Origin of the sequence: Delftia lacustris (assembly GCF_040267515.1) — a bacterium.
Taxonomy (GTDB): Bacteria; Pseudomonadota; Gammaproteobacteria; order Burkholderiales; family Burkholderiaceae_C; genus Comamonas; species Comamonas tsuruhatensis.
In genome coordinates, this window is the sequence record NZ_CP141274.1 from 1726548 (window position 1) to 1741557 (window position 15010).

Genomic DNA, 15010 nt, shown 5'->3' on the forward strand with positions numbered 1-15010 from the left:
AAATGACCACCGACAAGCCCGTGGACCAGGCCATCAGCGCACGCACGCGCAAGGCCCTGTCCGAAGCCAAGGCGCGCGGCGTGCAGCTGGGCCGCGCAGGCGCAGACAACCTGCGCGCCACCGTGGAAAAGCGCAAATCCACGGCCGATGCCTTCGCCCAGCAGCATGAGGCGCTGTTCGCCGAACTGCAGGCGCGCGGCCTGACGCACCGCGCCATGGCCGCCGAACTCAATGCGCGCGGCGTTGCCGCGGCCCGGGGCGGCGAGTGGACGCACGGTCAGGTGCAGCGCATCCTGAACCGCTACGCCGACCTGCGTTCGGCAACACTGTCTGCGGACGGCAGCAGCGGCAGCTGAATCCTGGCCAGCCGCTGCGCCAGCGCGGCCGATGCCGGCTGCATGGGCGCCCGCAGCGTTGCCCGCATTCGGCCCTGCTGCGCCAGCAAGGCCTTGATGGGGGCGGGGTTGGGCTCGGCAAAGCAGGCGGCGATGTGCGGCTGCAGCGGCTGCCACAGCGCACGGGCAGCGGGCAGGTCGCCGCGCTCCAGGCATTGCATCAGCTCGACGAAGTGCCCTGTATGCGCGTGCGCGCTGGCAGCAATCGCTCCCGCGCCGCCCAGGGCCAGCGTGGAAAAGATCTGCGCGTCTTCGCCGGCCAGCACCTGCAGTTGCCCATCGGCGATCAGTGCCTGGGTCTTGGCGGCATCGCCCCCGCAATCCTTGATGGCCACGATGCGCTCATGTGCGGCCAGCGCACGCAGCGTGGCCAGCTCCAGCACCACGCCGGTGCGGTAGGGAATGTCGTAGACGATGACCGGATGGGCGCTGCGCTCGGCAATCGCCGTGAACCACTGCAGCAGGCCTGCCTGCGACGGGCGTATGTAATGCGGCGCGGGCACCAGAATGCCGGCCAGCGGCAGGGCGTTCAGTGCCTGAACGCGGGCCAGCGCATGCCCCAGGTGGCAGTCCGAAACTCCCATGACCACGGGCATGCCATGGGCCGCTGAGAGGATGGTGGACAGGGCGGCATCGTGCTCCGCTTCGCTCAGCGCGGCGGCCTCGGCGGTCGAGCCGCAGGCCACGTAGCCGGCGATGCCGGTGGCGTTGTAGTGCTGCACCAGGGCGCGCAGCGCCCCGTGGTCCACCGCCGCCTCATCTCCAGGAAGAAAGGGCGTGACCAGCGGAAGCCACAGCCCCTGGAATCGGGCCTGCGGCGAGGTGGTGGAAGGCAAAGACATGGAAGATCCCTTCGGGTGATTCAAACAATGAACGACCGGACGCAGCCACCGGCCAGACCGAGGGCGGAAAGGCAGGCGCCTGAAGGGATGCGGGAAGGGGGGATGGAGGCTGCCGGGCCGGTTCCGTCGCTCATCTGGACGGAACCTCAGCTCCGGTCAGACGAGCTGGGGTTTGCAGGCTTTGCCCAGGCACAGGCACACGGCATCGCCGTGGCATGTGGGGAAGGCAAAGATTGCAGGCATGGCGCGCAGTGTAGCGCGCCTGAGCGCCTGGGTGGTGGCCTTCAGGCTGCGCCTTCGGCGCCGGTAGGGGGTGATGCATCGGGCAGCAGCGGTGCCTGCCACTCCAGCAGCTCGGCCAGGCGCTGCACGATCCAGCGTGCCTCGCCGGGGCTGACGATGGAGCCTTCGGCAGCCAGGCCGGCGTGCATGCCCAGCAGCACGCCTTGCTCCGAAGAATTGCCCGAGTGGTAAAGCGTCTGTGCCTGCTCGACCAGGTGGCTGGCCAGGTCCTCGCACAGTTCATAGCGCCCGACCACGTCTGCAATGGATGCCTTGAGCCGGCCGTGCCGGTCGGCATACAGGGCGGCAAAGCTCGGCGGCGGCTGTATCTGGCTGGTCTCGTCCATGGCGCGCCTCAATCGGGTTCGAACAGGCGTTCGAAGCGTGCGATGTCTTCGGCCAGCTCGCAGCTCACCAACTGGCCCATCTTGCCGTCGCCCAGCCGGTGGGCTGCAAACAGCGTGGCCTTGCCGCGAAAGCCGTAGTCGGGCAGGTGGATGATGGTGTAGGGATGGGGCACGAACAGCTGGTGCTCGTAGACCACGCGCTGCTCGTTGCGCGGCGAGGGATAGAGCGTGTATTCGGGGGTGGTGATCGTGAGTGTGGCCATGCGTGGCCCGCCGCAGCAAAAAAGCGCTGGGGGCGGGGGAGGGCAATGCTACCGCGTTCATCGCCTTCTGGCGCGCCGCCGCCCTGCGACAATGCGGGCATGCAAGCAGCCCGTGTATCCATCCAGACCGAGGATTTCGACGTATCGGCCGAACTCGCCGCCCTGCGCTCCGGCGACGCCCGCGTGGGGGCGGTCTGCAGCTTCATAGGCACCGTGCGCGACCGCAACGAGGGCGCCACCGTGGCCAGCATGGAGCTGGAGCACTACCCGGGCATGACCGAGAAATCCATCGAGGCCATCATCGACGAGGCGGTCCAGCGCTTCGGCATCCATGGCGCGCGCGTCATCCATCGCATCGGCCCGCTGCAGCCCATGGACCAGATCGTGCTCGTGGCCGTCACCGCATCGCACCGGGGCATGGCCTTCCAGGCCTGCGAATACATCATGGACTACCTCAAGTCGCTGGCGCCTTTCTGGAAAAAGGAACAGACGCCCGAGGGCGCGCGCTGGGTGGATGCGCGCGTCAGCGACGAAGAGGCGCTGGCGCGCTGGCGCCAGTGAGCTGACGCTTCAGGCCCTGCGCAGTGCGGCACCCCGCAACCATTGCGGCGGCCGGAACACCAGCAGGTTGCCGAACATCACCAGCAGCAGGCCACCCACGGCCAGCGGCGTCCACACATAGCCTTCGAAAAGGGCCGAGATACTGAGCGCAACGATGGGGAACAGCACCGTCGCATACGCCGCCTTCTCGGGGCCCAGGCGCCCGACTAGGGTCAGGTAGGCCGTGAACGCGATCACCGAGCCCGGAATGGCCAGGTACAGCCAGGAGCCCACATAGGTCCAGCTGGCATCGAAGCGCCAGGGCAGGCCTGCCACCAGCGCATAGCCTGTCAGCAGCAGCGTGCCGGCCAGCATGCCCCAGGCATTGGTCTGGGCCGGCCGCCAGCCCATGGACTGCAGCGAGGCCGACAGCATGTTCCCGCAGGAAAAGCACAGCGTGCCCAGCACGGCCCAGCCCAGGCCGGGCAGGCTGGCATGCCGGCCTTCTCGCAGCTCGGGCCAGAACAGCGCCACCAGGCCTGCAAGGCCGAAGAGGCTGCCGGCCAGCACATGGGGCGCCAGCCTGCGGCCGTGGATGATGCGCGCCAGCAGCGCGTTCCAGAGATTGGCGCTGGAGAACACCACGGCGGCCAGGCCGCTGGCCAGCGTCTCGCTGGCATGCATGAAGCACACGAAGTTGAAGCTGAACAGGCACAGGCCCTGGGCCAGCACGCGCGGCAGCGCCGGGCCGCGTGGCACGCGCAGCTGGCGCGACCAGGCCAGCCAGGCGAACATCAGCACGGCGGCCAGCGCAAAGCGGTAGGCAATGGACAGCTCCACGGGCACGGCGCCCAGCTGCAGCTTCAGGGCGATCCAGGTCGAACCCCAGATCAACACGACCAGGGCATAGAGGGTGGCAGTCATGGCCGGTGATGATGGCGCCGCAGGCTGGGCGGGCATGGCAGATTCCTGCGGTTTGATGGCCTGGCGCCATGCGTCGGTATGGCTGCGGGACCACAATCGCTGCCATGACGCCCACGCCGCTGCCCGAGCTGCCCTCCAGCCACCTGTGCCAGGTGCTGTCACGCTCCAAGGCCCGGCTGCAGCGGCGCGTGCGCCTGAGCGAGGGGGTGGAGCTGGCCGTCTGGGCCAATGTGGACGACGAGGTGCGCTACTGCCAGCCCGGTCACCACACGCTGTCGGTCTACCTGGCCGGCGGCGAGGGCTCGCAACTCAAGGCGCGGCCCGAGGCCATGGGGGCGCCGGGGCGCATCTGCATCTTCACGCCAGAGGATGAATCGCACTGGCTGGTGCGATCGCCCGTGCAGTTCCTGCACCTGTATGTGTCCGACCTGGCCTGGGCGGGGCGCGTGGTCCGCATGCTGGATGCCGAGCCCCGCTCGCGCACCTTGCGTGCGCAGATCTACGGGGACGATCAGGCCTTCCACGCCGGTGCCCGTGCGCTGATGCAACTGGACTGGCAGGACCCGCAGCAGCAACTGGCGGCCGATGCCATTGGCCAGCAGCTGGTGGACCGGCTGGTGCTGCAGTCCGCCACGCCGCGCCAGGTGCAGGCGCTGCAGCGGCCGCTGGGCGGGCTCTCTGCGGCCGTGCGGCGCAGGGTGCTTGCCCATATCGAGGCGCATCTGCATGACTCCAAGGCCGTGTCGCTGCCGGCACTGGCGAGACAGGCCTGCCTTTCGGAATTCCATTTCGCACGCATGTTCCGCCAGAGCATGGGCTGCACGGTGCACGAATGGGTGCTGCAGCAGCGCCTGGCCCGGGCACGGCGTGCCCTGTCTGCGCGCAACGTGCCGCCGCTGGCCGAGCTGGCGCTGGATTGCGGCTTTTCCAGCGCCAGCCACCTGGTGCGCAGCTTCCGGGCGCATTTGGGCGTTACGCCTACGCAGTTCTCGATCTTTCAGCGCAATGCTTGAGAAGGATGGCCGGCCTCGCCGGCCTTGATCTGGCGCAAGCGTCTGTCCTTGCGGGCCGGGCATGGCTTGAAATTTGCCCTGCCGGTATCAGATAAATCGCAATGACCCTGTTTCAGGAGCGAAAAGAAACACCATGCGAATCGACAAACTGACAACCAAGTTCCAGGAAGCCCTGGCCGACGCGCAAACGCTGGCCCTGGGCGGTGACCAATCCAATATCGAACCCCTGCACCTGCTCGTGGCGCTGCTGCGCCAGGACGACGGTCCGCGCTCGCTCTTGCAGCGCGCCGGCGCCAACGTGGGCCAGCTGCAGGCCGCGGCCGAGAAGGCTCTGGCCGATCTGCCGCGCGTGCAGCACCAGGACCAGGTGCAGGTCGGCTCCGAGCTGGGCCGGCTGCTGCAGGTGACCGAGAAGGAAGCCCTCAAGCGCGGCGACCAGTTCATTGCCAGCGAGCTGTTCCTGCTGGCGCTGACCGATAGCAGCGGCCCCTCCACGCGTGCGGGCCAACTGCTCAAGGAAAGCGGCGTGACGCGCTCCAGCCTGGAGTCGGCCATCAACGCCGTGCGCGGCGGCCAGACCATGGACAGCGCCGAAGGCGAAGGCCAGCGCGAGGCCCTCAAGAAATACACCATGGACCTGACCGAGCGCGCGCGCATCGGCAAGCTCGATCCGGTGATCGGTCGCGACGACGAAATCCGCCGCTCCATCCAGGTGCTGCAGCGCCGCAGCAAGAACAACCCCGTGCTCATCGGCGAGCCCGGCGTGGGCAAGACCGCCATCGTCGAGGGCCTGGCCCAGCGCATCGTGGCCGGCGAGGTGCCCGAAAGCCTCAAGAACAAGCGCGTGCTGTCGCTGGACATGGCGGGCCTGCTGGCCGGCGCCAAGTACCGCGGCGACTTCGAGGAACGCCTGAAGTCCGTGCTCAAGGAAGTGGCCCAGGAAGAGGGGCGCATCATCCTGTTCATCGACGAGATCCACACCATGGTCGGCGCCGGCAAGGCCGACGGCGCCATGGATGCGGGCAACATGCTCAAGCCTGCGCTGGCGCGCGGCGAGCTGCACTGCATCGGCGCGACCACGCTCGATGAATACCGCAAGTACATCGAAAAGGATGCGGCGCTGGAGCGGCGCTTCCAGAAGGTGCTGGTCGAGGAGCCCTCGGTCGAGGACACCATCGCCATCCTGCGCGGCCTGCAGGTGCGCTACGAGGCCCACCACGGCGTGGACATCACCGACCCGGCCATCGTGGCCGCGGCCGAGCTGAGCCACCGCTACATCACCGACCGCTTCCTGCCCGACAAGGCCATCGACCTGATCGACGAGGCTGCGGCCAAGATCAAGATCGAGATCGACTCCAAGCCCGAGGTCATGGACAAGCTCGAGCGCCGCATGATCCAGCTCAAGATCGAGCGCGAGGCCATGAAGAAGGAAAAGGACGAGGCCTCGCAAAAGCGCCTGCAGCTGATCGAGGAGGAACTCGGCAGCCTGGAGCGCGAGTACGCCGACCTCGAAGACGTGTGGAAGAGCGAGAAGGCCAGCGCCCAGGGCTCCGAGCAGATCCGCAAGGAGATCGACCAGATCCGCATCCAGATCGAGGAGCTCAAGCGCAAGGGCGACTTCAACAAGGTGGCCGAGCTGCAGTACGGCAAGCTGCCCTCGCTGGAAAAGCAGCTCAACGAAGCCCAGGCCAGCGAGCAGGGGCAGGGCGGTGCGCCCGCCCACAGATTGCTGCGCACCCATGTGGGCGCCGAGGAGATTGCCGAGGTGGTCAGCCGTGCCACGGGCATTCCCGTGGCCAAGATGATGCAGGGCGAGAAGGACAAGCTGCTGCGCATGGAAGACCGGCTGCATGACCGCGTCGTCGGCCAGGACGAGGCCATCTCGGCTGTGGCCAACGCCATCCGCCGTTCGCGCTCGGGCCTGTCCGATCCCAACCGGCCCACCGGTTCCTTCCTGTTCCTGGGCCCCACGGGCGTGGGCAAGACCGAGTTGTGCAAGGCGCTGGCCGGCTTCCTGTTCGACAGCGAAGACCATCTGGTGCGCATCGACATGAGCGAGTTCATGGAAAAGCATTCCGTGGCCCGCCTGATCGGCGCGCCGCCCGGCTACGTGGGCTACGAGGAAGGCGGCTACCTGACCGAGGCCGTTCGCCGCAAGCCCTACAGCGTGCTGCTGCTCGACGAGGTGGAGAAGGCCCATCCCGACGTCTTCAACGTGCTGCTGCAGGTACTGGACGACGGCCGGCTGACCGACGGCCAGGGCCGCACCGTGGACTTCAAGAATACGGTCATCGTGATGACGAGCAACATAGGCTCTTTGCTGATCCAGGCCATGGTCGGCGAGGATTACGATGATGTGAAAGACGCGGTCTGGGGGGAACTCAAGAACCATTTCCGACCCGAATTCCTCAACCGCATCGACGAGACCGTGGTGTTCCACGCGCTCGACGCGAAGAATATCGAGTCGATCGCAAGGATTCAGCTCAAGCTGCTGGAGCGGCGTTTGGAGAAAATGGACCTTGCGCTGCAGGTGTCCGACCAGGCACTGGCCGAACTGGCCAAGGTGGGCTTCGATCCCGTTTTCGGGGCCCGGCCGCTCAAGCGCGCGATACAGCAGCGGATCGAAAATCCGTTGTCGAAACTGCTGCTCGAAGGGCGCTTCCCGCCCAAGAGCACGATTGCGGTGCATGTGGACCCGGTACAGGAACCGGGCGTATTCCGGTTCGATGCGGCAGACTCCGCCTGACGCACCGGGCCAGCCAAGAAAGGCTTTGCTTTGAACGATTTCGTCGCCACCCTGACCCGCTGGGCCGTTCGCATCCTGCTGATGCTTGTGGGCCTGGTCTTCTTTGTCAGCCTGCTCACCGCAGCGGCGCTGCTGGCCCTGGTCTGGGCCGTGCGGGCGCTGTGGGCCAGGCTCACCGGCCAGCCGGTCATGCCCTGGGCCATGCGCATGAGCCCGCGGGCTGGCTGGCAGACCGTCTACCGCTCCGGCTCCGAGTGGATGGCCCAGCGCCCGCAGCGCGCCTACGGCGCGGCTGAAGGCGGTGGCCGTCGCGCAGGTGCAGGCGCAGGCGTGCTGCCGGGAGCGGGCGAGGTGACCGACGTTCAGCCCCGTGAAGTGCGCGAGCCCTGAAGCGTCTTGCTGCAGCCTTTACGCGGCCTGCGCATCTTCGCGCCCAGGCCGCGCATATCGGCCCGTATAGTCTGTAACCCTCGGGAGCCCGTGCAAGGCTCCCTTTTTTTTCTCCGAGCCGTTCTGGCTGCTTGCCGCCGTATCCAGCCAACCCGCAGGCGGCCTGTGCAGCATGAGAGCGTCTGCCGCGTCTTCTTACCATTGAGCCCTATGACCCAGATGGATCTTCATCGCGTCTTCGAACTTCAGTACCAGGCCAGCCGGGCGCAGGTGGACGTGCCGCTGCTGGTGCGCCGCGAGAGGCTGCTGCGCATGCAAAAGCTGCTGGACGAGCACGGCCCCGTGCTGGCTGCCGCAGTGCAGGCCGACTTCGGCATGCGCTCGCCACGGTTGACCGAGATGGTGGAGCTGTTCGTGCTGCGCAATCTGCTCAAGCACACGCTGCGCCATCTGGCGCGCTGGTCGGGGCGCCAGCGGGTGCGCACGCCGCTGATGCTCATGCCGGGCCGTGGGTGGATAGAGCGCCAGCCGCTGGGCGTGGTGGGGGTGATCTCTCCGTGGAACTATCCGGTGCAGCTGGCGCTGGGGCCTGCCATCACGGCCCTGGCAGCGGGCAACCGCGTCATGCTCAAGCCCAGCGAACTCACGCCGCACACGTCGGCGCAACTGGCCGCGCTGGTGGGGCAGTTCTTTGCGCCCGAGGAGTTCGCCGTGATCGAAGGCGATGTGAGCGTGGCCACGCAGTTTTCGGGCCTGCACTTCGACCATCTGCTGTTCACCGGATCGACGGCCGTGGGCCGGCGCGTGGCCCAGGCGGCCGCAGCGCACCTGACGCCGACCACGCTGGAGCTGGGCGGCAAGTCGCCCTGCATCGTCTCCACCGACTGCGACCTGAAGGAGGCGGCGCTCAAGATCGCACATGGCAAGCTCGTCAACGCAGGCCAGACCTGCATTGCCCCCGACTACGTGCTGCTGCCGCGTGGACAGGAGGCCGAATTCGCCGAGGCCTTTCGCGCCGCCGCGCAGCGGCTGTTCCCGCGCTTTGCCGGCAACCCGGACTATGCCGCCATCCTCACCAAGCGCCACCTGGCCCGCCTGCGGCAGATGCTGCGCCAGGCCCAGGGCATGGGCGCCCATGTCGAATGGATGGAGGACGGCGGCGCCAGCCAGGAGGGGGCGGACATGGCCTGGGGTGATGCCGTGGAGCGCCAGATGGCACCGGCCCTGGTCTTCAATGCCACCAGCCAGATGCAGCTCATGCAGGAGGAGATCTTCGGCCCCATCCTGCCCGTGATCAGCTACGACAGGCTGGACGATGTGGTCTCGGCCATCAATGCCGGGCCCAGGCCGCTGGCGCTGTACTGGTTCGGCCGCGACGAGAAGGTGCGTGATGCGGTGCTGTCACGCACCATCAGCGGAGGGGTGACGGTCAATGACACCCTGCTGCACTTCGCGCACGAGAACCTGCCCTTCGGTGGCGTGGGCGACAGCGGTTGGGGTGCCTATCATTCGGAGCAGGGCTTTGCGCGGCTGAGCCATCAGAAGGCGGTGTTCGTGCAGTCGCGCTGGTCAGGGGCCGCCATGCTGTATCCGCCCTATGGTGCGAAGTTCGATCGCATCATGGAACTGATGCGCCGCTGGCTGTGAGCAAGGGCTCGATCGGGCGTGCTGCCGGGCATGCCTGCATCGTGAGGAATTGTCAACTGATTCCTTGGCGAGCCTTGTGTTGCATGCACTAGCTGCTCTTTTTTGAAGAGCACATAGCACATCCGATAGCCGAGGGCAAGAAAACGAGCACAGCCGTACTTGCGTGCATGGCTAAGGGGCTCGATGCACGCAAAAAGCGCGATTCCGGTGAAAATCACGCCCTTCTATTTTCACCTGTTTTCGTTTCGGTTTTTCCATGTCTAGTATCCAGGTTCGTCCAGCCACTCTCCGCGATGCAAAAGCGATTGCCCAGATCCATACTGCTTCCGCCATGGAGGCTTACCGAGGTCTGGTTCCCGATGACCAGCTCAAGAGCATGTCGTCGGTAGAAAAACGCCAGGCCTATTGGCGCGAAGCCATTGAATTTTGCGAGCCCCAGGTTCAGGTCGCCATCGATGGCGACAAGATCGTCGGCTTCGTCGGCTTCGACCGCTCGCGCGATGAGAAGTCGCGCCAGACCACCGGTGAAATCTGGGCCATCTATGCTGCACCTACCCACTGGAATCAGGGTGTGGGCGTGGCCCTGTGGGACGCCGCACGCGACGGCCTGCTTGAAGAAGGCTGCACCAATGTCACGTCGTGGGTGCCGCTGCGCAATGAACGCGCGCTGCGCTTTCACGAGCTCGCCGGCTTCAAGCGCGAAATGTCCACCGCCAAGACGGCCCAGGTGGGTGGTCTCAAGATCGAGGAAGTGCGGCTCAAGCGCGCACTGAACTGATCGGGTCTTCGACCCTCTTTCCCCCTAAATCACTCACGGAGCAGCAGGCCTTGTCCTCTTCCCAGAACTGGTCCCTGCTGCAATGGCAGGAGAACGAGGCCACGCAGGCAGCGCTGTGGCGCGCGGACAGCACCATGACCGCACCGCGCCGCATCGTCATCGCCGACGACAGCCTGTCTGCCGACAGCGCCTACCGCCTGGCCTGCGAAGGCCAGGCGATGCTGTGGCGCGGCGATTTCCAGAATGCCAGGCAATTGCTGTCGGCGCTGGGCCGCCGCCTGGACAAGCCTGCACGTGAGACGTCCGCCAAGGCTCGCCATCGGCGGGCCGGCAAGGAAGACGCCAAGCCTGTCTTTCCCCATGCCTTCCACCTGCACCGCCAGGCGCTGGCGCAGCGGGCACGCATTCTGTCCAGCGTGATGATCGAGCTCGATGCCAGCTGGCATTGCGCCCTGCGCCGCGCACCGGACTGGAGCGAGGCCTGCCGCGAGGCCTGGGGCGACATTCCCGCCGATCAGGGTGCGCGCAGCGTCATCGTTCCCTTGCGTGAACTGCTGGGCGCGCTGGGCGCGCATGAGTGGCGCAAGAAGGGCGTGGCCCTGGCTGTGCCGGGCATGCCGGAGTTCAGCATTCATCCGCACTACGGCGTGTTCTCCCCAGTGCGCGGCGAGTACCTGGATCTGGTGGCGCAGGCGCCCCTGCCGGCCGCAGCCCAGCATGCCGATGCCGCAGTCTGGGATATCGGCACGGGCACGGGTGTGCTTTCCGCTCTCTTGCTGCACCGTGGCGTGCGGCAGGTGGTGGCCACCGATCTGAGCGACCGGGCCCTGGCCTGTGCGCAGGACAACCTGCAGCGACTGGGATTGGCGCAGCGCGTGAGCCTGCGCAAGGCAGACCTGTTCCCCGAAGGCCGGGCCGCCCTGGTGGTCTGCAATCCACCGTGGTTGCCGGGCAAGGCCAGCTCCCTGCTGGAGCAGGCCGTCTACGACGAAGGCAGCCGCATGCTGCGCGGCTTTGTGCAAGGCCTTGCAGCGCATCTGCTGCCGGGCGGCGAAGGCTGGCTGATCCTGTCGGATCTGGCCGAGCATCTGCAACTGCGCTCGCGCGAGCAATTGCTGGAGTGGATCGAGGCCGCTGGCCTGCAGGTCCTGGGCCGAGAGGACATCCGCCCACGCCATGGGAAGGCTGCGGACGCTGCCGATCCGCTGCACGCCGCACGCGCTGCCGAAGTCACCTCGCTGTGGCGCCTGGCGCCTCGCTGATCGCCGGCACCCACGCTTTCATCCCGGTCAGGCGCCTTGTGCTGCCATTGACTCGTTTGCCTCCTGGGGCAGCAGATGCTGCAGCCGCTCGCGCAGCGCATCCGCGCGCTCGTTGCCGGCATGCTCCTGCACGGTCTGCAGCAGCTGCAAGGCGGCGGCCTGCAGAGCCGCCAGGTCGCGCGCTTCGCGCAGCAGATGGCGCAGCACCTGGGCCTTGTCCTCATGGCGGTTGGCGAACATGCGCTCGCACAGGTCGAACAGATACATGCGTGTGCCGGCCAGATTCAGCGTGGCGGCAGGGCCTGGTGAAGCGGGTTGCCTGGCAGCGGCAGGCGCCATCGCGGGGGGCTGCGGCTGGGGCGATGTTTCGATGGCATTGCCGGCCAGGCGCTGAAGATGGCCGCTGTCTATCAGCTGCTGTACCAGCTCCCTGGCCTGGGCACCCAGCACCTGCTGCAGCTGCTCCTCGGTGCGGCCATCGGCCATCAGCAGCACCGAGCGCTCGCGCAGCGGCAGGCTGCGCCGGCCGGGCTGCAGCTCTTCAAGGGCCTTGGCGGTTTTTTGCAGCAGCATGGTTGGGGCAGGGGAGTCCGACAAGCCCCGATTGCACGTTACATGAATGACCGTGGCGTGAAAAAGCCATGACAACTGGTCCGGTGCAACTTGCTGCGGCAAGGGCACAATCGCCTGCCGCCGCCTTGATGAGGGGCGATTCGAAGGGGCAGGCGGCCAATACGGGCCGCAGGAATATTGTTTGATCTGTAACAGGAAGACGGGGCTGCAGGCCCCGGAACACAGCTGATGAGACTGTTGCTGGCGCCCATGGAGGGCTTGCTTGATTTCGTGCTGCGCGATGTGCTCACGCGCGTGGGCGGTGCGGACCGCTGCGTCTCTGAGTTCATCCGCGTCACGGGGACGCTGCTGCCCGACAAGGTATTCCTGCGCACCATGCCGGAATTGAACAATGGCAGCCGGACGCTGGCGGGGGTGCCCGTGCGGGCCCAGTTGCTGGGATCGGACCCGGACAGCATGGCGGCCAACGCGGCCAATCTGGCGCGCCTGGGGCCGGAGGGCATCGACCTGAACTTCGGCTGCCCGGCCAAGGTGGTCAACCGCCACGGCGGCGGCGCTGCGCTGCTGCAGGACCCGGAACAAATTGCGCGCGTGGTGGGCGCCGTGCGTGCCGCCGTGCCAGCGGCCATGCCCGTGTCGGCCAAGATGCGGCTGGGTTTCAATGACACCGACCTGATGACCGAATGCGCCCAGGCCATGCAGGCCGGCGGTGCCTGCGAAATCGTCGTTCATGCCCGCACCAAGCTCGATGGCTACCGCCCGCCCGCCTACTGGGAGATGATCCCGCGCATCCGCGAATCCGTGACCGTGCCCGTGGTGGCCAACGGCGAGATATGGACGGTGCAGGAGGCGCTGCGCTGCCGCGAGCAATCGGGTTGCAGCGACCTGATGCTGGGGCGGGGAATCGTTGCCGACCCGGGCCTGGCGCTGGCCATTCGCGCCGCCGTTGAAGGTGAGCAGACCCCGGCCGCCGAGGTGTACTGGAGCGACCTCGTGCCCCAGGTTCAGCGCTTCTGGGACATGGTCTGCGAGGACCTGGAGCCGCGCCAGCGCGCAGGCCGTCTCAAGCAATGGCTGAACCTGCTGCGCCGCCGCTTTCCCGAGGCCGAGCAGGCCTATCAGGAGGTGCGCACCCAGACCGATCAGCGCGAGATCACCCTCTGGGTCCAGGCGCTGGCTCGGCGCCAGGAGTGGGCGGGGTTGTAGCGCTGTCGTCCGCCTACAGCAGGTGGTCCGGCGCCAGCGGGCCCAGGAGCTTGAGCATCAGGCGCAGGCCCCAGCTGGCATCGGGCTCGCTGTGCTCGTCGGCGCGGTCGCTGTCTTCCGAGGCGCGCCAGACCAGTCCTCCATCCTTGTCGATCTCCACGCGCCAGCTGCCGTCCTGCAGGCCCTCGTCAATACTTTGCGTGGCCAGCCGGCCGAACTCGCGGCTGGCGATGAGCAGGGCGATCTCGGTGTTCTGCAGTTGCGAGCGCAGGTCCAGATTCATCGAGCCGACTGCCACCAGGTGACCATCCACCACCAGCAGCTTGGAATGCAGCATGGCGCGCGAGGCACCCGTGGCGCCTGAAGGACCGCCGCCGCCACTGCTGCCCGAGCCAAACGCAGAGCGGACACTGGCCGCCGTGCTGCGCATCTCATAGAGTTCAACGCCCATCTCCAGCAGCGCCTTGCGGTGGCGCGCATAGCCGGCATGGGCCAGGGGCGCGTCATTGGAGGCCAGTGAATTGGTCAGGATGCGCACGCGCACCCCGCGTTGCCGCGCGCCGCGAAACGCCTCCATCATGTCCGGACCGGGCACGAAATAGGGCGAGACCACCAGCAGATCGCGCCGCGTCTTGCGGACCAGGGCCAGCAGGCCGTCCACTACCGAATCGGCCTCCAGCACTGGGCGCGCCGCCTGGCGCAAGGCCGGAGTTGGCTGGCCCATGGGCAGCGTGCCAGCAGGCTTGGCCTGCGGGCTGTTCGGGGCGGGTGTGGCTGGCGCAGACGCGTCCGCACTGGTGCTCGGGCTGTCATCCCTGTCCAGCGGGATCTTGGCCGGCTGGTCCACCAGCACGGCGGCCGAGGCCCAGGTCCATGGCGCCTTGCGCAAATCCATGGGCTGCTGGTCCCAGATGATGCGGCTGTGTTCGGCGGCCTGCTCAGCCGTCTTTGCCTCTTTGGCGGCAACGGCAGGCGTAGGGTCCTCGTCCTGCGCCTGATCGCCATCATCGGCAAAGCGCTCGCGCAGCTGCTTGAGCTCCTTGAGACTGATGAGCGACTGAACCGGATAGGCGCGCGGGTTGTTCCAATAGCTGTCGAAGCTGCGTGACAGATCGCCGACCACCGGCCCCGCAGCCAGCACGTCGAGGTCCACGAAATTGCTGGCGCTGTCCGCGTCGAAATACGCATCGCCCAGATTGCGCCCCCCGATCACGCCCATGGCGTTGTCGGCAATGAAGAGCTTGTTGTGCATGCGCTGCTGAGCCCGCTGGAAATCCGTCAACAGCGTATAGGCCCGCCCCAGCACGGAACTGCGTGCGCCCGCCAGCGGGTTGAACATGCGCATCTCTATGCCCGGCACAAAGGCCAGCCGCATGACCTGCGCATTCGCACCCGTGCTGTGGAAGTCGTCCAGCAACACCCGCACCCGCACGCCACGCCGCGCCGCCTCCACCACGCCGCGCAGCAGGCGCTGCGTGCTCTCGTCGGCATGGATGGCGTAGTACTGCAGGTCCAGCGTCTGCTGCGCACCCTCGACCAGGGCCAGCCGTGCGCCGTAGGCGGCCTGGGCGCCGGACAGGAGGGTGAAGGCAGAGGTGGACTGTTTTGCGCCCGTTTCGGCACGTTGCAGCTCCAGCAAGCGGCCTAAAGGCGTTGACTGAGGGGGCGCGACCAGCGCATGGGTCACGGGTCTTTCCACGTCGTTCGGCAGCCCCGCGCATCCTGTGGATGCCAGAAGTGCAAGCAATGCCATGCCCATGAGCGACTTGCGCAACCGGTTCAAGGGTAAGGACGAGTCGCTC

General features: G+C 67.0%; 15 protein-coding genes. 9 read left to right on the forward strand and 6 right to left on the reverse strand.

From position 1 onward, the window contains the following. Nucleotides 1-2 precede the first annotated feature (2 nt). Entirely contained in the window at nucleotides 3-356 is a 354-nt protein-coding gene (locus U6958_RS09275; RefSeq protein ID WP_074921044.1) for a recombinase family protein, read from the forward strand. Here the strand turns inward: U6958_RS09275 and dapA are convergent. From dapA to U6958_RS09290, 3 genes are all read right to left on the reverse strand, one after another. Next, nucleotides 302-1237, reverse strand: a complete 936-nt coding sequence (gene dapA / locus U6958_RS09280) for a 4-hydroxy-tetrahydrodipicolinate synthase (protein ID WP_074921043.1) — start codon at nucleotides 1235-1237, stop codon at nucleotides 302-304. The genes U6958_RS09275 and dapA overlap by 55 nt on opposite strands. A gap of 284 nt (nucleotides 1238-1521) precedes the next feature. Then, complete coding sequence (locus U6958_RS09285; RefSeq protein ID WP_043789837.1) at nucleotides 1522-1866, reverse strand: hypothetical protein; 345 nt, start codon at nucleotides 1864-1866, stop codon at nucleotides 1522-1524. Between the two features lie 8 nt (nucleotides 1867-1874). Further along, nucleotides 1875-2129: a hypothetical protein gene (locus tag U6958_RS09290; RefSeq protein WP_016447741.1), complete on the reverse strand. Its 255-nt coding sequence runs from the start codon at nucleotides 2127-2129 to the stop codon at nucleotides 1875-1877. Between the two features lie 99 nt (nucleotides 2130-2228). Here U6958_RS09290 and moaE point away from each other — a divergent pair, with 99 nt between their 5' ends. Continuing rightward, a complete protein-coding gene (gene moaE, locus U6958_RS09295) occupies nucleotides 2229-2690 on the forward strand; it encodes a molybdopterin synthase catalytic subunit MoaE (protein ID WP_017404080.1) in 462 nt (153 codons plus the stop codon). Between the two features lie 9 nt (nucleotides 2691-2699). Here moaE and U6958_RS09300 read toward each other — a convergent pair whose 3' ends face one another. Continuing rightward, complete coding sequence (locus U6958_RS09300; RefSeq protein ID WP_244160451.1) at nucleotides 2700-3593, reverse strand: DMT family transporter; 894 nt, start codon at nucleotides 3591-3593, stop codon at nucleotides 2700-2702. A gap of 104 nt (nucleotides 3594-3697) precedes the next feature. On the opposite strand from U6958_RS09300, the gene U6958_RS09305 reads away from it, so the two are divergent. The 6 genes from U6958_RS09305 (at nucleotide 3698) to U6958_RS09330 (ending at nucleotide 11429) form a co-directional block, all read left to right on the forward strand. Continuing rightward, a complete protein-coding gene (locus U6958_RS09305; protein ID WP_017404082.1) occupies nucleotides 3698-4606 on the forward strand; it encodes an AraC family transcriptional regulator in 909 nt (302 codons plus the stop codon). A 133-nt stretch (nucleotides 4607-4739) separates the two neighbouring features. Continuing rightward, nucleotides 4740-7352, forward strand: coding sequence for an ATP-dependent chaperone ClpB (clpB, locus tag U6958_RS09310; protein ID WP_074921042.1), 2613 nt, complete (start codon nucleotides 4740-4742; stop codon nucleotides 7350-7352). Nucleotides 7353-7382: 30 nt separating this feature from the next. After that, complete coding sequence (locus tag U6958_RS09315; RefSeq protein ID WP_016447736.1) at nucleotides 7383-7742, forward strand: hypothetical protein; 360 nt, start codon at nucleotides 7383-7385, stop codon at nucleotides 7740-7742. 210 nt (nucleotides 7743-7952) lie between these two features. Then, nucleotides 7953-9389: an aldehyde dehydrogenase family protein gene (locus tag U6958_RS09320; RefSeq protein ID WP_016447735.1), complete on the forward strand. Its 1437-nt coding sequence runs from the start codon at nucleotides 7953-7955 to the stop codon at nucleotides 9387-9389. A gap of 256 nt (nucleotides 9390-9645) precedes the next feature. Further along, nucleotides 9646-10167, forward strand: a complete 522-nt coding sequence (locus U6958_RS09325; RefSeq protein ID WP_026062042.1) for a GNAT family N-acetyltransferase — start codon at nucleotides 9646-9648, stop codon at nucleotides 10165-10167. Nucleotides 10168-10217: 50 nt separating this feature from the next. After that, nucleotides 10218-11429, forward strand: a complete 1212-nt coding sequence (locus U6958_RS09330) for a class I SAM-dependent methyltransferase (RefSeq protein ID WP_074921041.1) — start codon at nucleotides 10218-10220, stop codon at nucleotides 11427-11429. Nucleotides 11430-11456: 27 nt separating this feature from the next. Here the strand turns inward: U6958_RS09330 and U6958_RS09335 are convergent, their stop codons facing one another. Continuing rightward, the gene (locus U6958_RS09335; RefSeq protein WP_017404085.1) at nucleotides 11457-12002 is read right to left on the reverse strand and encodes a hypothetical protein; all 546 of its coding nucleotides are present in this window, start codon (nucleotides 12000-12002) and stop codon (nucleotides 11457-11459) included. A 228-nt stretch (nucleotides 12003-12230) separates the two neighbouring features. Between U6958_RS09335 and U6958_RS09340 the strand changes: the two genes are divergently transcribed. Next, nucleotides 12231-13208, forward strand: coding sequence for a tRNA-dihydrouridine synthase (locus U6958_RS09340; RefSeq protein ID WP_074921040.1), 978 nt, complete (start codon nucleotides 12231-12233; stop codon nucleotides 13206-13208). A gap of 13 nt (nucleotides 13209-13221) precedes the next feature. Here U6958_RS09340 and U6958_RS09345 read toward each other — a convergent pair whose 3' ends face one another. Beyond that, nucleotides 13222-14967, reverse strand: a complete 1746-nt coding sequence (locus U6958_RS09345; protein ID WP_074921126.1) for a phospholipase D family protein — start codon at nucleotides 14965-14967, stop codon at nucleotides 13222-13224. Between the last annotated feature and the right edge of the window lie 43 nt (nucleotides 14968-15010).